16 protein-coding genes and 1 other RNA gene are annotated in these 19,548 nt (G+C 67.1%); 7 read left to right on the top strand and 10 right to left on the bottom strand.

What is annotated here, in order from left to right:
* Positions 1-151: 151 nt before the first annotated feature.
* The 10 genes from pyrH to HG421_RS05570 form a co-directional block, all read right to left on the bottom strand.
* Entirely contained in the window at positions 152-874 is a 723-nt protein-coding gene (gene pyrH / locus HG421_RS05525; protein ID WP_064509070.1) for a UMP kinase, read from the bottom strand.
* Positions 875-980: 106 nt separating this feature from the next.
* Positions 981-2,504 (bottom strand): sensor domain-containing diguanylate cyclase, encoded by a 1,524-nt coding sequence (locus tag HG421_RS05530; protein WP_169705560.1) that lies wholly within the window; start codon positions 2,502-2,504, stop codon positions 981-983.
* A 279-nt stretch (positions 2,505-2,783) separates the two neighbouring features.
* Positions 2,784-3,662 (bottom strand): translation elongation factor Ts, encoded by an 879-nt coding sequence (gene tsf, locus HG421_RS05535; protein WP_169705561.1) that lies wholly within the window; start codon positions 3,660-3,662, stop codon positions 2,784-2,786.
* A 167-nt stretch (positions 3,663-3,829) separates the two neighbouring features.
* Positions 3,830-4,633 carry a 30S ribosomal protein S2 gene (gene rpsB / locus HG421_RS05540; RefSeq protein WP_169705562.1) on the bottom strand — a complete coding sequence of 268 codons (804 nt, stop codon included), beginning with the start codon at positions 4,631-4,633 and terminating at the stop codon, positions 3,830-3,832.
* A 315-nt stretch (positions 4,634-4,948) separates the two neighbouring features.
* Positions 4,949-5,659 (bottom strand): fimbrial biogenesis chaperone, encoded by a 711-nt coding sequence (locus HG421_RS05545; protein WP_169705563.1) that lies wholly within the window; start codon positions 5,657-5,659, stop codon positions 4,949-4,951.
* 2 nt (positions 5,660-5,661) lie between these two features.
* Positions 5,662-5,991, bottom strand: a complete 330-nt coding sequence (locus tag HG421_RS05550) for a hypothetical protein (protein WP_169705564.1) — start codon at positions 5,989-5,991, stop codon at positions 5,662-5,664.
* A gap of 48 nt (positions 5,992-6,039) precedes the next feature.
* Complete coding sequence (locus HG421_RS05555) at positions 6,040-7,074, bottom strand: Csu type fimbrial protein (RefSeq protein ID WP_169705565.1); 1,035 nt, start codon at positions 7,072-7,074, stop codon at positions 6,040-6,042.
* Positions 7,071-9,419 carry a fimbria/pilus outer membrane usher protein gene (locus tag HG421_RS05560; RefSeq protein ID WP_169705566.1) on the bottom strand — a complete coding sequence of 783 codons (2,349 nt, stop codon included), beginning with the start codon at positions 9,417-9,419 and terminating at the stop codon, positions 7,071-7,073. Before HG421_RS05560 ends, HG421_RS05555 begins: the two co-directional genes overlap by 4 nt.
* 16 nt (positions 9,420-9,435) lie before the next feature.
* Positions 9,436-10,206: a fimbrial biogenesis chaperone gene (locus tag HG421_RS05565; RefSeq protein ID WP_169705567.1), complete on the bottom strand. Its 771-nt coding sequence runs from the start codon at positions 10,204-10,206 to the stop codon at positions 9,436-9,438.
* An 8-nt stretch (positions 10,207-10,214) separates the two neighbouring features.
* Positions 10,215-10,739 (bottom strand): Csu type fimbrial protein, encoded by a 525-nt coding sequence (locus HG421_RS05570; RefSeq protein ID WP_169705568.1) that lies wholly within the window; start codon positions 10,737-10,739, stop codon positions 10,215-10,217.
* Between the two features lie 318 nt (positions 10,740-11,057).
* Between HG421_RS05570 and map the strand changes: the two genes are divergently transcribed.
* The 7 genes from map to asnB all read left to right on the top strand — a co-directional run bounded on the left by map (position 11,058) and on the right by asnB (position 19,497).
* Positions 11,058-11,834: a type I methionyl aminopeptidase gene (gene map, locus HG421_RS05575; protein WP_064509063.1), complete on the top strand. Its 777-nt coding sequence runs from the start codon at positions 11,058-11,060 to the stop codon at positions 11,832-11,834.
* Complete coding sequence (locus HG421_RS05580; RefSeq protein WP_169705569.1) at positions 11,831-14,440, top strand: [protein-PII] uridylyltransferase; 2,610 nt, start codon at positions 11,831-11,833, stop codon at positions 14,438-14,440. Before map ends, HG421_RS05580 begins: the two co-directional genes overlap by 4 nt.
* 17 nt (positions 14,441-14,457) lie before the next feature.
* Positions 14,458-15,609 (top strand): 2,3,4,5-tetrahydropyridine-2,6-dicarboxylate N-succinyltransferase, encoded by a 1,152-nt coding sequence (gene dapD, locus HG421_RS05585; RefSeq protein WP_169705570.1) that lies wholly within the window; start codon positions 14,458-14,460, stop codon positions 15,607-15,609.
* A 153-nt stretch (positions 15,610-15,762) separates the two neighbouring features.
* The gene (locus HG421_RS05590; protein WP_169705571.1) at positions 15,763-16,119 is read left to right on the top strand and encodes an arsenate reductase; all 357 of its coding nucleotides are present in this window, start codon (positions 15,763-15,765) and stop codon (positions 16,117-16,119) included.
* Between the two features lie 110 nt (positions 16,120-16,229).
* The gene (dapE, locus tag HG421_RS05595; RefSeq protein ID WP_169705572.1) at positions 16,230-17,363 is read left to right on the top strand and encodes a succinyl-diaminopimelate desuccinylase; all 1,134 of its coding nucleotides are present in this window, start codon (positions 16,230-16,232) and stop codon (positions 17,361-17,363) included.
* A gap of 74 nt (positions 17,364-17,437) precedes the next feature.
* A non-coding RNA gene (locus HG421_RS05600) (sX9 sRNA) lies at positions 17,438-17,514 on the top strand.
* A 288-nt stretch (positions 17,515-17,802) separates the two neighbouring features.
* Complete coding sequence (gene asnB / locus HG421_RS05605) at positions 17,803-19,497, top strand: asparagine synthase B (protein WP_169705573.1); 1,695 nt, start codon at positions 17,803-17,805, stop codon at positions 19,495-19,497.
* The last annotated feature ends 51 nt before the right edge of the window (positions 19,498-19,548 follow it).

Consider the following 19,548-nt stretch of genomic DNA (forward strand, 5'->3'; position numbering starts at 1 on the left):
ACTGAGGTTTCACGACTCGCGGGTCGTCAAGACCCGCGCAGCCGGTTCACCTGCAGCCCCGTTTTCAGGCCTGGCGTCCGGGTGGAGATCGCTGCAGCGTGCTGCCTTGCGCTCTTGCGATTCCCCAATCCCGATTCCCGACTCCCGAACCTCAGCTGCGGCCCTGCACCAGGGTGCCGATCTGCTCGCCGCGCAGGATGCGCAGCAGCACGCCGGGCTCGCTCATGCCGAAGATGCGCAGCGGCAGGTCGCTGTCGCGGGCCAGCGCGAACGCGGCGGTGTCCATCACTTCCAGGCCCTGCAGGATGACCTCGTCGTAGGTCAGGCTGTCGTAGCGCACCGCGTCGCTGTGCTTCTTGGGGTCCTTGTCGTACACGCCATCGACCTTGGTTGCCTTCAGCAGCAGGTCGGCACCGATCTCGATCGCACGCAGCGCGGCGCCCGAATCGGTGGTGAAGAACGGATTGCCGGTGCCGGCGGCGAAGATCGCGATGCGGCCCTTTTCCAGATGACGCATGGCGCGGCGACGGATGAAGTCCTCGCAGACATCGTTGATCTTGATCGCGCTCATCACGCGCACCTTGGCGCCGAGCTTTTCCAGCGCATCCTGCATGGCAAGCGCATTGATCACGGTGGCGAGCATGCCCATGTGATCGCCGGTGACGCGGTCCATGCCGCTGGCAGCCAGGCCGGCGCCGCGGAAGATGTTACCGCCGCCGATGACCAGGGCCACCTGCGCGCCGGCCTGCTGGGCTTCGATCACTTCATGCGCAAGGCGGTTGATCACCTTGGGGTCGATGCCGTAATCCCCGTCTCCCATCAGCGCCTCCCCGGAAAGTTTGAGAAGAATGCGGCGATAGGAAAGTTCGGACATGGGGGAGACCTCGGGGGTGGGGGACGGCAAACGCCGGCAATTCTAGCGGAAGCCTGCCACCGGGCGTGGTAAAAATTCCTTTGTCGGCAGCGAGGTGATGCGTTGCTCAGTGCGCACGCGGGTTCGGCGGCATCGGTACATCGGTCGCGTCGTAGGCACTCACGCGGTTGCGGCCGCGATGCTTGGACCGGTACAGCGTGCTGTCGGCGGCCTGCAGCAGGTGGTCGATGCTGTCGAACTTGCGTTCGACGCCGCCATGCGTGGCCAGGCCCGCCGAGAAGGTGATGTGCAAGGGGCCGCCCTGTAATTGCGCCATCGGCGTGCGTGCGGTTTCGGCCAGGATGCGCTCGATCACCATTAGCGCCGCATCGGCCGGCGTGTTGGGCAGGATCACCAGGAATTCTTCGCCGCCATAGCGCGCCACCAGGTCGCTGGTGCGCACCATGCGCTGCAAGGTCTGCGCGAAGTTGCGCAGCACCTCGTCGCCGACCAGGTGGCCGTGCGCGTCGTTGATGCGCTTGAAGTCGTCCAGGTCGATGAAGGCGATCGACAGCGGCCAGCCTTGCCGCGAGGCCAGCTCGAATTCGTGCGTGAGCGCGGTGCCGAGCTGGTGCCGGTTGAACACGCCGGTGAGTGCGTCGCGGCTGGCCTGTTCGGCCAGATGGCGCATGCGGTTTTCCGATTCGTCGGCATGCCGTCGCGCCTCGGCCACATCCTGCAATTCGCGCAGGCTGCGCAGCATGGCCAGCTCGCGCGCCTGCTCGAAGATCATCTGGATGTGCTCGGGTTGCGGCACGCGGATGTCGAACAGCGCCTCCAGCTCGGGCAGCGATTCGGCGATGCGTTCGATCACTTTTTCGAAGCGTTCGGCATCCAGTTCCAGCACGTCCTGCGCCTGTCGCTGCGCATGCTCGGTGGCTGCAACGGCGCTTGCCGACAGCCAGATATCGGCAAGCCGGCCGGATAGCGCAACGCACGCCATGAAGGGCTCCAGGCTGGCGGGCTCTTCCTCGCTCTGGGCGATGGCGTTCTGCAGGTAGGGCGGCAGCTGCCACTGATGCGCCAGCCACGCGCCGACGTCGGCATGGGTGGCGCCCAGGTGCTCGCGTTCGGCGTCCAGTAGCGCGGCGTTGTCCGGCGCCTGTTCCAGCAGCGGCCCGTACAGCTCGGGTGCGCCTTGCAGCAGCGCCAGCTTGCCGATGTCCTGCAGCAGGCCGGCCAGCATCAATTCTTCGGGTTTGCGGATGCCATAGGCCTGGCCCAGGATGCGGCTGGCCAGCGCGCACAGCCCGGCGCGTCGCCAGATGCGCTCGTGCAGGGGGTGGGCGGTGAAGGTGCTGCGCACGCCATGCACCATCGAAAAACCCAGCGCCAGGCTCAAGGTGGCGTTGAGTCCCAGCATGGTCAGGGCCTGGCCCAGGTTGTCGATGCGGCGACGGCTGGCGTACAGCGGCGAATTGGCCACCCGCAGCATGCGTGCGCTCAGGGCCATGTCCATGCCGATGAGCTTTGCCGTGGTGGTCATGTCCACCTCCGGGTCCTGCGCCAGCGCGATGATGCGCAGCGCCACGCCGGGCGGCGAGGGCAGGTTGTGGCAGTAGTGCAGGGCGGCCTGGAGATCTGGTTGCATGAGTCATCGCCGACAGTGATCGCAAGCATACAGCTGCGTTCGGTGGGTAGGGCGCGCCGTGCTCGGCAATCGCCGCGCTGCACTGCATGCGCGGCGGGCGCTGGAAAGCCTGGTCGGCATCTGGGAAGTAGCGGCACCGGCGGGCGCATCTGTAGCGTTGCGGCCGGTTACCTGCGCCGTGGTTGCACGGATCCCGGCACGGCATCGTCGCCGCGCACGGGCAAGCCGCAGGCAAAAAAAAGCCGCGGCATGCCGCGGCTTTTTTCAGCGTGGCGACAATCAGGCCAGGCCGGCCTGCTTCATCACTTCGGCGGCGTAGTCTTCCACCACCTTCTCGATGCCTTCGCCGACGGCCATGCGCTGGAAACCGACCACGTCGGCGCCGGCGGCCTTGACGGCCTGCTCGACGGTCTGGTCGGTGTTCAGCACGTACGGCTGGCCGTACAGGGTGACTTCGTTGACGATCTTGCTGATCTTGCCGCTGATGATCTTTTCCAGGATGTCGGCCGGCTTGGCCTTGTCCTTTTCGGACATCTTGGCCAGCTCGATTTCCTTTTCCTTGGCGATGAAGTCGGCCGGCACGTCGGAAGCCTTCACGTGCGGCGGATTCATGGCGGCGATGTGCATGGCGATGCCGCGTGCCAGCTCGATGTCGCCACCCTTCAGTTCGACCAGCACGCCGATGCGGCCGCCGTGCACATAGGCTGCGACGTTGTTGGCGCTGTCGATACGGACCAGGCGACGCACCTGCAGGTTCTCGCCGACCTTGGCGATGACCGCGGCGCGACGCTCTTCGATGGTCTCGCCGCTGTCGAGCTTGACGCTCTTGAGCGCTTCGGCATCGGCTGCATCCGCGTTCAGGGCCGCATTGGCCACGACTTCGGTGAAGGCCAGGAAGTTCTCGTCCTTGGCGACGAAGTCGGTTTCGGAGTTGACTTCGACCAGCACGGCCTTGCCGCCAGCCTGTGCGGTGGCGATGCGGCCTTCGGCGGCGACACGGTCGGCCTTCTTGTCGGCCTTGGCCAGGCCCGACTTGCGCAGCCACTCGGCAGCGGCGTCGATGTCGCCAGCGTTTTCGACGAGTGCCTTCTTGCACTCCATCATGCCGGCGCCGGTGCGCTCGCGCAGTTCCTTGACCAGGGAAGCAGTGATTTCCACGGGATTACCTCATTGGACGAATGCGTGCGGCGGAGGTGTTCCGCCAGTAGGAGACGGTGCAGCGTGCTGACCGCCCCCACGGTGTCGTTGGTGGCCCGGACGGCAGGTCGCGATGGACCCGCCGGGGCTGCGGCCGCACAGCATGGTGCGGCCGCATTGCATGCCGATTACTCGGCAGCGGCGGCGTCAGCCTTCTTGTCGCCCTTCTTGGCCGGAGCGCGACGGCCCTTGCCTTCATCGGCGGACTCGGCCGAGAACTCTTCTTCGCGCACCGAAGCGGAGTTCGGCGCAGCCGCCTTGCCTTCCAGCACGGCGTCGGCAGCGGCGCGTGCATACAGCTGCACGGCGCGGATGGCGTCGTCGTTGCCCGGGATGGCGTAGTCGACCAGGGCCGGATCGTAGTTGGTATCGACCACCGCGATCACCGGGATGCCGAGCTTCTTGGCTTCCTTGATGGCGATGTCTTCATGGCCGATGTCGATCACGAAGATCGCGTCGGGCAGGCGGTTCATTTCCTTGATGCCGCCGAGCGAGGCGTCCAGCTTCTCGCGCTCGCGACGCAGGCCCAGCACTTCGTGCTTGACCAGCTTGTCGAAGGTGCCGTCGGTTTCAGCGGCTTCCAGTTCCTTCAGGCGGGCGACCGACTGCTTGACGGTACGGAAGTTGGTCAGCGTGCCGCCCAGCCAGCGCTGGGTCATGAACGGCATGCCGCAACGCTCGGCTTCTTCCTTGATCGACTCGCGCGCGCTGCGCTTGGTGCCCAGGAACAGCACGGTGCCGCGCTTCTGCGCGATCGAGGAGAGGAAGTTCATCGCATCGTTGAAGAGCGGAACGGTCTTCTCGAGGTTGATGATGTGGATCTTGCCGCGCGCGCCGAAGATGTACGGCGCCATCTTGGGGTTCCAGTAGCGGGTCTGGTGGCCGAAATGGACGCCGGCTTCCAGCATCTGACGCATGGTGACCTGAGGCATTGAAAAAACTCCTGAGAGCGGAATCGCCGTGCGCGGCTTGTTGTTGAAAAGTCCGCACATGGATGCGCGGGCTGTTGCGAGGGACTCGCATCAAAACGCACAGGATTCCGGGGTTGGGCTTCCCTGTTGCCTCCGCGACGAACCCTGTGTGAGGGCACCCCGGCACGGATGGCGGCAGCAGGTGTGGATTCGTCGGTGACGTCCGACGTGGACGGCGTACTGCGCCAGAGACGCAAAACAGCCGGCGGAGTATAGCCAGCCCGGTGCGGGCGCGCAATGTCCGCAAGCGTCGGCCGGCGAATGCCGGCGCAACCGCTAGGGCTGCAGCGTCAGCGTGGTTTCGCTTTCGCTGTTGACGCGTGCCACGAAGCGGCCGGGGCCGGTGGCGATGCTCGCAGGTAGCGCCCATTGCCGGGTCTGGCCCGGCAGCACGTAGCCGGCCAGGTTGCTGCCGATGCTGCGGCGGGTCCCGCCGGCATCGATGAACGCCAGATCGGCCAGGCGTGCGTGATTGAGCCCGGCATTATGCACGCGCAGGGTGCGGCTGCCGCCTTGGCCGGACAGCGTCGCGCGCAGGACTGGATGCCGGTCGCCAGGCTCGCGCGGGGTGGCGAATACCGGGGTGGAATAGCGCAGCAGCTCGGTGTCGCTGCCATCGGCGTGCTGGGTCACCACCAGCCGATAGCTCTCTTCGGTCTGCGCCGGGCTGGGCCCGAGGCGGATCACCCGCAGCAGCTGGCGGCCCTGCGAGGGAATTTCGAACTGGTTGGGGCTGACGGTGGCGCCGGTGGCCGGCTCCAGCAGCTCGCGTTCGCCGTCCTGGCGCCAGCGGTAGAGCTTGGCATCGGCGCGCCACGGGTGCGCGGCCTGGTTGTAGAGCCAGACTGCGGTCTGGTCGCTGTCGGCCGGAATATGGGCAGTGGTCGGGGCGATCGCGATCTCGGCGCTGGCGGCGCTGCCGGCCAGGCTTGCCAGGCCGATCAGGCCGGCGGCCAGCCATGCCCGGCGTGTGCAGAAGATGGCCATGGTCAGAACGCGATGGTGGTGATGCGCGCCGCGCCGCTGGGCGCAGGCCCGGCCAACGCACTGGCGTCCTGGCCGGTGCTGGTGGCGGCCGGAGCGTCGATGCTGCGCGCCGGCAGCGCGATCGCCATCGGCGTGCCGCGCGAGCAACTGGCGCGTGGCGGTGTGGTGCGCAGTTCGCAGCCGCTGAGCAGGCGCAGGCCGATGTGCAGGGTGGAATTTTCCGGTCCGCGAGTGGAGGCAGCGGCGTCGGCTATGGTGGCGCCGCAAACGAGGGCGACCAGGAACAAGCGCTTCAGAAAGATGACCGGCGTCATGAAGGCAATCGTTTGCATTGGAGTCGTAGCAAATAACGACGCCGCCGAATCGAACTTTATTAACTGTCAGTAAGTGATGGAGACGGTCACCGTATCGGTGTATGCGCCGGCGATGGGCAGTTGCGGGGCGGGCGCGCGGCCATACACGATCACCGTCTGGGTGCCGCCGTTGCCGGTGCCGGCCAGGGTGTCGATCCCGATCGTGGTGCCCCAGCGGTTGCTGCGCCCGGTATCGCGGTAGAGCTCGTAGGTGATGTAGTTGGCGCTGCTGGCGTGGCGCATGCGGCGGGTGCTGCCGCTGGCGTTGCTGCCGACATCCAGGCCGATGTTCCAGGCGGTGCGGTTGGTGCAGGCCAGGCTGATGGTGGAGCTGCGATCGATCTGGGTATCGATGCTGCCGGCGATGCTGCCGAAATCCAGGTCGGTGGTGACGTAGGTATTGCAGCGCGCCGGGACATTGGCCGAGGCGGTGAACGGGAATGCGTTGCTGGCGGTCTTGGCGCCGGTGGTGGCGGCGTTGCAGTCCGCGGGCTGCTGGATGCCGCCAGTGATGCTTTCGTTATAGGCGTAGCGCACCACGGTGTCGGCGCCGCCGAAGGTGCTGGTGTGGTTGCCCACCGACAGCGTCTGGCTGCCGGGGATGCGCCCGTACAGCGTGACGGTGGTGGTCTGCGAGCCGCCGGTGATGACCGGTACCGCATAGGCAAAATTCAGCACCACCGGCGACGGTGTGGTGGAGTTGGCCGCGCCCCAGATCTGGGTGCGCGCCGCGTCGCTGTAGATCTGGTAGCCCAGGCTGTCGCCGGTGGCATTGCCCAGGCGGCGCGGCGTGTACACCCCGGCACTGGCGCTGCCGGGACCAAGGTCCAGGCACAGCGTCACCCGCGCACTGCCCAGCACGCTGAGTGCGGCGGTGGCGCAGGATACGTTGAAGGTGGCCACCGCGTCGGTGGCGCCGTTGGCGGCCACGTTGCCGAAGGCCAGCGGCGTGCCCAGGGTGACGGTGCAGACGGTGTCGGCCTGCGCTGGCGCACTGGGCGCCAGCCACAGCGTGGCCAGGGTCAGGATCAGCAAGGCCTGCCAGAGCCGGTGCGCGATCATGGGGCGCGCTCGGCGATGCAGGGCAGCGGGCCCACCCGAGGAATGCCGCCGGAGACCACGGGATAGGCGAACTGCGCAACGCAGCGCCCCTGCGGGGTATCGACCAGCAGGCGGTTGTCGCGCTGCAGGTTGTCCAGATAGGTTTCGCCGTCGTAGCCGACCACGACCCGCCCGGCATCGCCCTCGCGTTGCACCACGCTGCCCACCGGCACCGGTGTGCCGCTGGCGTCGTGCAGCACGATGATCGCAGCCTGCACCCGGGTGATGCCGAAGCGCACCGCCACGCCGGACTGCTGGCGCGGGGTGACCGTGGTATCGACCCGATCCACGCGCAGGTCCGCCGGCAGGCTCAAGGTGTCGATCGACAGCTGATTGCGCTGCCACGATTGCAGCGGCGTCACCAGCAGGGTGCCGCGCGCATCGGTGACGCCGATCAGCCGATTCTCCAGCCGCACCGGAATGCCTGGCTGCCCGTCGGTGGAGACCACCGCGAACGCATCCTGGATGTCGCGTGCCGCAAAGCCGCGGCCGTTCATCCACACCAGGCTGCCGCTGGCGCTGGCATAGCCGAAGGTATCGCCGTCCTGGCTGGCCGCGCCGATGGTGTAGCGGCCGACCCGGTTCAACCAGCCCAGCTCGGCCAGGCCGCCGCTGGCGTCGTCGCCGGCGCGCCCCTGCAGCCGCCAGCCGATGCCGCCCAGGTCGCCATCGCCGGGCAGCGGCTGGCTGACATCGGCCACGAACCCGGTGCGATTGCCGTTGCGCTGCATCGAGGCGCTGGCCTGGCGGATCTCGCCGAAGGTGGTCGACAGCGACAGATACACGCTGCGGTCGCTGCGCACATCCAGGTTCTGGTTGGCCGACAGGTTGGCGGCCCAGTTGCGCCCGAAGCTGCGCGACCAGAACACGCTGGCGTAGCGCGAGGTGTCGCCCTGCGGATAGCTCAGCCGCACGTAGCTGGTACCCAGCGAGCCGACCGCGGCAAGGTTGACGCCGAACACGACGCGGTCGCTGATGCGCGCCGGCAGGCTGCCCTGCAGCGCTCCCAGGTCGCGATAGTCGCCATGGGTGCGCTGGGTCCCCAGGTTGAAATTGAAGCGGCGGTCGTTCCAGGCATAGCCAAGCACGTACTGGCCGCCGCCCAGGGCGTGCATGCGGCTGTGCGCATAGGCCGCGTTGAACACGCCGCCGGCACCGAGCAGCCAGATCCCGCCGGCGCCGGCATTGACCACGCCGCCGCCGGCTTCGGCATGCGCCTCGATGGTGAAGTCATCGCGCAGCCCCTTGCGCAGGGACGCGCTGGCCACCGGCTGCGATGCGTAGGCGAACGAGCGCACACCGTAATCGCGGCGCAGGTGGCCGATGCCGGCCGACCATTCGGAAATGCCGCGCGCCAGCAGCTGCGGCGTGCCGTAGAACGCAAAATCCAGCCGGCGCACGCGGCCGAACGCGTCGGTCACCACGATCTGCGCCTGCCCGGTGCCGCTGATGCCCGGTTGCGCAGCCAGCTGGAACGGCCCTGCCGGGACCTGGCCGCTGTATTGGCGCAGGCCATCGACATACAGCTCCACCGTGGAGGGCACGACCGCCTCGCCCAGGAAGCTGGGCGTGGGGGTCAGCACGCGATACGGCTGCAAGGCGTAATTGCGCCCGATCTGCACGCCGCCCAGGCGCAGCGAACGGCTCCAGTCGACGAAGCCACTATAGAAATCGCCCACCCGCAGGCTGGTGGCGGTGTCGGGGAAATCCATCTGCCAGGCACTGTCCAGGCGCACCGCTTCGCTGCGCCAGCGCTCGTCCTGCGGACGGTCATAGGCCAGGAACACGGCGGTGGTGTCGACCATGCCGCGGCCGATGCCGAAGCCGCGCAGCTCGGTGGCCAGCGAGATGCTGCTGGCGCCGGTATTGCGCGTGGCGTACAGGTCGTAATTGAGCAGCATGCCCGGCGATGCGGTCGCGCTGAGCGGGGCGACGTCTTCGGCCTTCAGGACGGTGGTCGATAACGACAGCTGCGCCAGCGGGGCCTGCAATGCAAGCCGTTGCAGGGCGGCGTCGTAGCGCACCTCCACATCGCGCAGGCTGTCCAGCGCGACCTGCTCGTCGGCGGCGCGATCGGCCAGGATGAAGCCGAGCTTGCGCAGCGTCTGGACCGAGGCACGCAGGTGGCCATCGGCCATCTCGAAAGGTGCCAGGCCGCGGTCGGCCTGATTCAGGGTGACGTCGAGATACAGCGTCTGCGGCTGCGGGGTGGCGGCTTGCGCGGGCGGGTCGGGCAGCGAGGTCATGTCGGCCAGATCGCTGGCCGCGACGCTGCCCAGGCAGCCGGTGGCGGCGAGCAGCGTCATCGCCAGCCGGGCCGCATCACGGGGCCGCAGGCGCAGCCAGCAAGGTGCGTTCGTCGGCCTCACCATTGATCCTTGCGACGAGGGAGCCGCGCGCGAACTGGGCCACCGGGGCGCCCAGCGACCAACGCATGGTCTGGCCGGGCAACACGTAGCCGACCAGGCCGTTCAACGCGCTCCTGGTCGCGCCGTCGACGCGGTGTTGCAGGTCGGCCACCTGGGCGTGCCCGTTGCCGGTATTGCGGATCTGGATCTGCGCGATGCCGTCGCTGCCGGCAACCACCTGTGCACTCAGGCTGGGCGTCGGTTCGCGCTTGCCCGGTGGCAGCACGAAGATCGGCACCGAGTAGCGCAGCACGAACTGCATGCCTTTTTTATCGGCATCGGCACTGGGAAGTTCGTCGACGATGATGCGGTAGCAGCGTTCCTCCCCAGCGGGGGGCGGCCCTGCGCGAATCACCCGGATCAGCTGGCGCTCGCCGGCGGCCAGGGTGCGCATCGGTGGACTGACCAGCAGTTCCTGGGTCGGCTCGAGCTGGTCCTGGCCATCGCGTTGGGTCCAGCGATAGGCGCGGGTCTGCACCTGCACCGGCGCACCGCCGCTATTGCTCAGCCACAGCCCGTCGGCGGCCTGCTCTGCACTCAGGCTGAGCGAGGTCGGGGCCAGCTGCAGGCTGGCCGCATGCGCCAGCCGCGGCAACCAGCCGCCGGCCAGTACCAGCAGCAGTACCAGTCCGGGCCGGATCAGCCAGGTGGGCAGTCGAGGTGGCAGGCGGGAATGCAGGAGCATGCGCGGACTCAGTAGATGATCGTGGCAGTGATCGTGTCCTGGTAGCTACCGGTGGCGGGGTTGTTGGCCGACGGGTTGGTCACTCGGCCATAGACCGGATAGACCTGGTTGATGCCGGTAGCGGTACGGCTGAGCGTATTGGTGCCGGTGGTGCTGCCCCAGACGGTGCTGCGGCCCAGGTCCTGATACAGCTGGTAGGCGATGTAGTTGTTGGTGGTGACCAGCGGGTCGGCATTCTTCATGCGGCGGGTGGTGACGTCGTTGGCGGTGCCGGCGTTGCTGCCCGCGCTCAGCGCGATGTTGTAGGGCGTCAGCGCGGTGCACTGGGCGGTCACGCTGCCGTTGGCATCGGCGTTGGCGGTGGAGGTGGACAGCACCGAACCGAAGTCCACGTCGGTGGCGGAGGCGGCGGTGATGGTGCAAGCCTTGGTCACGGCGATCTTGACGTTGAAGGTGGTGGTATCTGCTGCGCTGGCGACGCCAATGGTCGAGAGCAGGCCGAGGGACAACAGGACAGGGCGGACAGTACGCATGGACATTTCCTTGACCGGTCAGGTCATTGTTGGCGCGACCATTTGTCGCTCCCCATGCAATGCATCCGCCGTGCCAAACATAACGGCGAATTCATCTTGTATCTACCTGTTTCCGCTCGATCTTTCAGCCGATTTGCGATGTCTTGCGGATGACTTCGCCAGGCCGAATTTTGACGCTGCGTGCACACGATCACAGATGAATAGGCGTCAGCGGCGGTTTCCTGCTGCCCGGTCTGCTTGGGTGACGGCAAGGCGTCGCGTAAAAAAACGCTGTACCGGGTCGTTCAGATTCAGCCCGGATCGGCGATAATCCCCGCCATGAGCGTCAATCTGAAAACCAAAGAAGAAATCGAACTGATGCGTGTGGCCGGCCGTCTGGCCGCCGAGGTGCTCGATGTCGTGGGCCCGCATGTCAAGCCGGGCGTGACCACAGCCGAGCTGGACCGCATCTGCCATGACCACATCGTCAACGTGCAGGGCACCATTCCTGCCAACGTGGGCTACCGCGGCTTTCCCAAGAGCGTGTGCACCTCGGTCAACAACGTGATCTGCCACGGCATCCCCAGCGCGGCCAAGGTCCTGAAGGAGGGCGACATCGTCAATATCGATGTCACCGTCATCAAGGATGGCTGGCACGGCGATACCAGCCGCATGTACTACGTGGGCACGCCTTCGGTCATGGCCAAGCGGCTGGTGGAAACCACCTACGAGGCGATGTGGCGCGGCATCCGCGCGGTCAAGCCGGGCGCCACGCTGGGCGATGTGGGCCACGCGATCCAGAAGTTCGCCGAAGCCGAGCGCTTCAGCGTGGTGCGCGACTACTGCGGCCACGGCATCGGCAAGGTCTACCACGACGAACCGCAGGTGATGCATTACGGCCGTCCGGGCGAGGGTTTGGTCCTCAAGCCGGGCATGACCTTCACCATCGAGCCGATGATCAACGAAGGTACCTACCACCATAAGACCCTGCCCGACGGCTGGACGGTGGTGACCAAGGACCGCAAGTTGTCCGCACAGTGGGAACACATGGTGGCGGTGACCGAAGACGGCGTGGATGTGCTGACGCTGTCGGCCAATTCGCCCGCGCCGGTATGACGGACGCGCCGGCGGAGCGACCCGACCCGGGCGTCGCCGGCGACGCGGAATGGGCCGCACAGGCCCGTCCGCTGCTGGTGCATGCGGACATGCGCCTGTGCAAGCGCTTCGACCAGGGCGAACCGATCGAACGGCTGGTGGCCCTGCGCGCACGCGCGGTCGATCAATTGATGCGCAACGCCTGGACCCGCTGCATTCCGGCCGACAGCGGTCTGTCGCTGCATGCGGTGGGCGGCTACGGGCGTGGCGAGCTGTTCCCGCGCTCGGACGTGGATGTGCTGGTGCTGGGCGAAGGCGCGGCCCAGCAACAGCATGAGCAACACCTGGCACGCCTGTTCGCGCTGCTGTGGGATGTGGGTCTGCCGATCAGCCACGCGGTGCGCTCGCCTGCGCAATGCACGGTGGCCGCGGCCGACCAGACGGTGCTCACGGCGCTGATCGAATCGCGCGCACTGGTGGCCGATGCACAGGCGCGCGCGGCGCTGGCCAAGGCGATCGCGCCGCAACAGGTGTGGCCGCCGCGCGATTTCTTCCAGGCCAAGCGCGAGGAATTGCTGGCGCGCCATCAGCGCTTCGGCGATACCGCCGATAACCTCGAACCCGACATCAAGGATGGCCCGGGCGGCCTGCGCGATCTGCAGACCTTGGGCTGGATGGCATTGCGCGCGTTCGGGGTCAAGGATCTGGAGGCGCTGGTCGGGCTGGGCCATGTCGGTTTCGACGAAGCGGCCGCGCTGCGGCGCGAGCGCGAGGAACTGGCGCGGCTGCGCTTCGGCCTGCATCTCGTGGCCAACCGGCCGGAAGAACGCCTGCGCTTCGATTACCAGAAGACCCTGGCGCAGCGGCTGGGCTTTGCCGACGACCCGGAAAGCCTGGGCGTGGAAAAGATGATGCAGCGCTTCTACCGCAGCGCTGCGCTGATCCGTCGCATCAGCGACCGGCTGCTGCAGCGCTTCGAGGAACAATTCGACGGCGAAGCGGTCCCCGAGCCACTGGGCGACGGTTTCAGCCTGCGCCGGGGCTATCTGGCCGCCGATGCCGACAGCTGGCCCGAAGGCAATGTGCTGCAGGTGTTCGCGTTGTTCGCGCAATGGGCCGCGCACCGCGAGGTGCGCGGACTGCATTCGCTGACCGCGCGGGCATTGGCCGAGGTACTGCACGATCTACCGGCCTACGACGTCGCCGATGCTGCCACGCGCGAGCGTTTCATGGCGCTGCTGCGCGGCCAGCGTGCGGTGGAAACGCTCAACCGCATGGCGCGGCTGGGTGTGCTGGGGCAGTGGATCCCTGCGTTTGCCAGCGTCTCCGGGCGCATGCAGTTCGATCTGTTCCACGTCTACACGGTGGACCAGCACACCCTGATGGTGCTGCGCAACATCGCGCTGTTCGCCGCCGGCCGCGCCGACGAGCGCTTTTCGATCACCCATGAAGTCTGGCCGCGCCTGCGCAAGCCGGAATTGCTGTTGCTGGCCGGTCTGTTCCATGACATCGCCAAGGGCCGCGGCGGCGATCATTCCGAACTGGGCGCGGTGGATGCGCGCGCATTCTGCCTGGCGCATCGGCTGAGCGAAGGCGATACCGAGCTGGTGACCTGGCTGGTGGAGCAGCACCTGCGCATGTCGGTCACCGCGCAGAAGCAGGATATTTCCGACCCGGAGGTGATCCACCGCTTCGCCACCCTGGTGGGCACGCGCGAGCGGCTGGATTATCTCTATCTGCTGACCTGCGCCGACATCGCCGGCACCAGCCCCAAGCTGTGGAATGCATGGAAGGACCGCTTGCTGGCCGACCTGTATTTCGCCGCACGCCGCGCGCTGCGCGAAGGGCTGGAGCATCCGCCACCGCGCGAGGAGCGCCTGCGCGAGGCGCGCGACTCAGCGCGCGCGCTGATGCAGGCGCAGGGGCATGACGATGCCACCATCGATCGCCAGTTCGCCGGCATGCCGGACGAGAACTTCCTGCGCTTCCGTCCCGAGCAGCTGGCCTGGCAGGCCGCCGCGTTGATCGAGGTGGAGATCGGCCAGACGCTGGTCAAGGCGCGCCGTGCGGTGCCGGACAACGATGCGCTGGAAGTGTTCGTGTACTCGCCGGACCGCGACGGGCTGTTTGCGGCGATCGTGGCCACGCTGGACCGCAAGGGCTACGGCATCCATCGCGCACGCGTGCTGGATGCGCCGCACGATGCGATCTTCGACGTATTCGAGGTGCTGCCGCAGGAGAGTTTTGCCGACGGCGACCCGCAGCGGCTGGCTGCAACCTTGCGTCAGGTGCTGGCCGGCGATCTGGCCAAGGTGCGCCCGGCGCGACGCGCGGTGCCGCGCCAGTTGCGGCATTTCCGCTTCGCGCCGCGGGTGGAATTCAGCGAAAGCGCCGGCGGCCGCCGTACCCGCATCAGCCTGGTCGCACCCGACCGCCCCGGCCTGCTCGCCGATGTCGCGCATGTGTTGCGCATCCAGCACCTGCGCGTGCACGACGCACGCATCGCCACCTTCGGCGAGCGTGCCGAAGATCAGTTCCAGATCACCGACGAGCACGACCGCCCGTTGTCCGAACCCGCCCGGCAGGCGCTGCGCGATGCGCTGTGCGCCTGTCTCGATCCCGCCTAGCACTCCTGGAGACCCCCATGGCCACCACCAAGAAGACCGCGCGCAAGTCCGGCGCGACCGCCACCAGCGCCGCATCCAAGCAAGCCGGCACGCGCAGCAGCAAGGCTGCCAAGGCAACGCCCGCCGCCAAGGCGAAGCCGCTGGCAGCTGCCGGCAAGCGCGCTGCGTCCAGGCCCGCCGCGGCAAAGAACGCTGCGGTGAAGAAGGCGGCTGGCGCGCCGCGCGTGGCCAGGCAGCCGACCAATGTGGTCGCGGCGCCGGCGGCCAGGAAGGCCGCCGCCGCCAGGAAGCTGCCGATCGCCGAACAGGCAGTGCAGAGCGCGGCAACCCCTGTGGGCAACGATGAACTCAGGTTCGGCATCGAAAGCGCCTTCGAACGTCGCGCCACCCTGACCATGGACGAGATCGACGGCTCCACCCGCGCCATCGTCACCCGCGTGATCGACGGCCTGGAAAGCGGGCAGTTCCGCGTCGCCGAGCCGGACGGGCAGGGCGGCTGGACCGTCAACGAGTGGTTGAAGAAAGCGGTGCTGCTGTATTTCCGCGTCAACGAGATGGCGGTGATCGACGCGCAGCCGGCACCGTTCTGGGACAAGGTGGAATCGCGCTTTGCCGGCTTCCACGAAGCGCAATTCCGCAAGGCCGGCGTGCGCGTGGTGCCGGGCGCGGTGGCGCGTCGCGGCACCTATTTCGGCAAGGATGTGGTGCTGATGCCGAGCTTCACCAATATCGGTGCCTATGTCGGCGAAGGCACCATGGTCGACACCTGGGCCACGGTGGGTTCGTGCGCGCAGATCGGCAAGCACTGCCACCTGTCCGGCGGTGCTGGCATCGGCGGCGTGCTCGAACCGCTGCAGGCCAGCCCCACCATCATCGAAGACCATTGCTTCATCGGTGCGCGCTCGGAAGTGGTCGAAGGCGTGGTCATCGGCCATCACAGCGTGATCGGTATGGGCGTGTTCATCGGCCAGAGCACGCGCATCTACAACCGTGCCACCGGCGAGATTTCCTACGGGTATGTGCCGCCCTACAGTGTGGTGGTGTCCGGCCAGCTGCCGTCCAAGGACGGTACGCACTCGCTGTATTGCGCGGTGATCGTCAAGCAGGTGGACGCCAAGACGCGCAGCAAGACCAGCGTGAATGAATTGCTGCGCGGGCTGGCGGATTGATTGGCCCGTACCCTCACCCCAACCCCCGCTCCGCGCCCCGGCCCGCGCTTGCGGCGCGGGCGCTCCAAGGCACGCGTGCCAGTGGCGCGCAAGCTGTGCCTTCTCGCCCCGACGGGAGAGGGGCCTTATCGGCCGATTTACCGGGACACAGAGATGACCACGCTCTACGGATTGAAGAACTGCGACACCTGCAAGAAAGCCACCAAGTGGCTGGACCGTTTCGGTGTCGCCTACAAGTTTGTGGATTACCGGGACAACACACCGTCGCCGGAAACACTGCTGGAGTGGGCCGGCAAGGTCGGCGGATTCGACGCCTTGATCAACAAGTCCTCCACCACCTGGCGACAGTTGCCCGACAACAAGAAGACGCCTGGTTCTGAGGCGGAGTGGAAGTTGCTGCTGCGCGAGTACCCGCAGCTGATCCGCCGCCCGGTGGTGGTGACCGACGACGGCGTCGTCAGCCAGGGCTTCTCCGACAACGGCTTCAAGGCGCGCTTTTCGATCGGCTGACGCCAATGCGGCGCCATCGGTTCGCCTGACGGGCTGCACAATGCTGCGTGCTAGCGCAGGCTGCCCGTTTCCACGCATGTGCGGCATGCATCCACCGGCAAGAGATCACGATGACCAGCGACGTCCTGCAATTGACCTGCGACCTGATCGCACGCGTATCGGTGACTCCCGACGATGCCGGCAGCCAGGCGCTGCTTGCCGAGCGCCTGGCTGCCGCAGGTTTCGCCTGCGAACGCCTGCGCCTGGGCGAGGTCGACAATCTTTGGGCCACGCACGGCAGCGGTGCACCGGTGCTGGTGTTGCTCGGGCATACCGACGTGGTGCCGCCAGGACCACGCGATGCGTGGACCAGCGATCCCTTCGCACCGCAGATCCGCGATGGCGTGTTGTACGGCCGCGGCGCGGCCGACATGAAAGGCAGCGTGGCCGCGTTCGTCGTCGCCGCAGAGCAGTTCGTGGCCGAGCATCCACAGCACCCCGGCACGCTGGCGGTGCTGTTGACCTCCGACGAAGAAGGCGATGCCATCGACGGCGTGCGCCGCGTGGCCGAGCTGCTGCGCACGCGCGGGCAGCGCATCGACTGGTGCATCACCGGCGAGCCCTCGTCCACCCAACGGCTGGGCGACCTGTTGCGGGTGGGCCGGCGCGGCAGCCTGTCCGGCGCGCTGACGGTGCGCGGTGTGCAAGGGCATGTGGCGTACCCGCACAAGGCGCGCAACCCCATCCACCAGGCCGCCCCGGCGCTGGCCGAACTGGTGGCGCGTCAGTGGGACGCCGGCTTCGAAAGTTTTCCGCCCACCAGCCTGCAGCTGTCCAACATCCACGCCGGCACCGGTGCCAACAACGTGATCCCCGGCGAACTGCAGGTTGCCTTCAATCTGCGCTACACCCCACATTGGGATGCGCCGCGGCTGGAAGCGGCCATCGCCGCCATGCTCGATCGGCACGGGCTGGACTACACGCTGCGCTGGCATCGCAGCGGCGAGCCGTTCTATACCCCGGAAGGCCGCCTGCGCAGCGTTGCGCGCGAGGTGTTGGGCCAGTTCGCTGGCGCAGCGCCGGAAGAGAGTACCGGCGGCGGTACCTCCGATGCGCGCTTCATCGCACCGCTGGGCGCGCAGTGCATCGAGGTCGGCCCCGTCAATGCCAGCATCCATCAGGTCGACGAGCACGTGCGCGTGGCCGATCTTCAGGCCTTGCCTGCGCTGTATCGCACGCTGGTCGAGCGGCTGCTGATCGAGTGAGTGGTGGTGGCTGGAGCGGCGCGCAGAGCGATGGCGCAGCCACCAGGCGGGCGCGGCCGCTGCCCGGAATCGGCATGCACCGTGCGCCCACTCCGGTGCCAAGCGCGTCGTCCACGCCCAGCCGATCACTGCGTGCGACGTTCTGTTAGCCGCTCTTGGCCCTCGTTGCCGCTGAAACAGTTGCGCCGGCCAAAACGAACGGTTAGCGTCGGCTGCATGGTCATCCGCTTCGCCAACCTCAATAACGCCAACCGCAATGCCCTGCGCGCGAATAATCGTGCGCGGCCGATGCGGGTCTGCGACTAGGCGAAGTACAACCAAACGCCCAGGAATCAGAAAACCCGCATCGGCCGATGCGGGTTTTTTTATGGGTGTCATCCTCGTGCAGCACGCTTGTCCACCGGCCATCAACCCCCGCAGTTTCATCAGGAGTGTTCCCATGTGTTCCATCTTCGGCATTTTCGGCCTGCAACCCGGCGACGACCTGCAGGCCCTGCGCCGGCAGGCCCTGGAGTGTTCGCAACGGCAGCGTCATCGCGGCCCGGACTGGAGCGGTGTGCATGTCGATGCCGGCGCGATCCTGGTGCATGAGCGCCTGGCCATCGTCGACCCTGCCGGCGGCTCGCAGCCGTTGCTGTCCGCCGATGGGCAGCTGGTGTTGGCGGTCAACGGCGAGATCTACAACCACCGCGAACTCAAGGCCGAACTGCTGCAGCCGTATGCCTTCCAGACCGGCTCCGATTGCGAGGTGATCAATGCGCTGTACCGCGAGGACGCGCCGGCCTCGTATCTCAACCGTCTCAACGGCATTTTCGCATTCGCGCTGTGGGACAAGGCCGCCGGGCGGGTGATCATCGCGCGCGATCCGATCGGGGTGGTGCCGCTGTACTGGGGCCACGACCGCGAAGGGCGGTTGCGGGTGGCCTCCGAATTGAAGTCGCTGGTGGACGATTGCGCCGATGCCGCGCAGTTTCCGCCGGGTCACTGGTACGACAGCGCCACCGGCGCACTCAGTCGCTACTACGAGCGCGCCTGGCGCGAATACGGCGAAGTGCAAGGCGTGCAGGTGCCGCTGCAGGAACTGCGCGAGGCCTTCGAACGCGCCGTGCATCGCCAGCTGATGACCGACGTGCCGTACGGCGTGTTGTTGTCCGGCGGCCTGGATTCGTCGCTGGTTGCTGCGGTGGCGGCGCGCTACGCCCGCCATCGCATCGAGGAGAACGACACCACCGAAGCCTGGTGGCCGCGGCTGCATTCGTTCGCGATCGGTCTGAAGGGCTCGCCGGATCTTGCCGCTGCCGAAGTGGCTGCCGCGGCGATCGGCACCGTGCATCACGGCTTCGAATACACCTTCGATGAAGGGCTGGATGCATTGCCTGAAGTGATCCGCCATATCGAGACCTATGACGTCACCACCATCCGCGCCTCCACGCCGATGTTCCTGTTGGCGCGGCGGATCAAGGCAATGGGCGTCAAGATGGTGCTGTCGGGCGAGGGCAGCGACGAAATCTTCGGCGGCTATCTGTACTTCCACAAGGCGCCCAACGCGCGCGAATTCCACGAGGAACTGGTGCGCAAGCTCGACGCGCTCAACAACTACGATTGCCTGCGCGCCAACAAGTCGATGATGGCCTGGGGCGTGGAGCCGCGTGTGCCGTTTCTGGATCGCGAGTTCCTGGATGTGGCCATGCGCATGGACGCCAGCCACAAGATGATCGACAAGACCAGCGGCGGCGCGATCCGGATGGAAAAAGGCGTGCTGCGCGAGGCATTTGCCGGGTATCTGCCCGACTCGATCCTGTGGCGGCAGAAAGAGCAATTCAGCGACGGCGTGGGGTACGGCTGGATCGACGGGCTCAAGGCGCATGCGGCCGCGCATGTCAGCGACCGCGAACTGGCTGCGGCCGACCGACGCTTTCCGGTCAACCCGCCGCAGACCAAGGAGGCGTATTTCTATCGCAGCCTGTTCGAGCAGTTCTTCCCCAGCCAGGCCGCGGCCGAAACCGTGCCCGGCGGCAAGTCGATTGCGTGTTCCTCGCCGACCGCCATCGCCTGGGACGCCAGTTTTGCCGCAATGGCCGACCCATCCGGCCGTGCGATTGCCGGTGTACACGAACAGGCGCTGGCCCCGTAATACCGCGAAAACTGCAGTGGCCGGCGTGCGTTGTCGCACGGCCGGCCACTG

This window comes from Xanthomonas campestris pv. badrii (genome assembly GCF_012848175.1).
GTDB classification, from domain to species: Bacteria; Pseudomonadota; Gammaproteobacteria; order Xanthomonadales; family Xanthomonadaceae; genus Xanthomonas; species Xanthomonas campestris_C.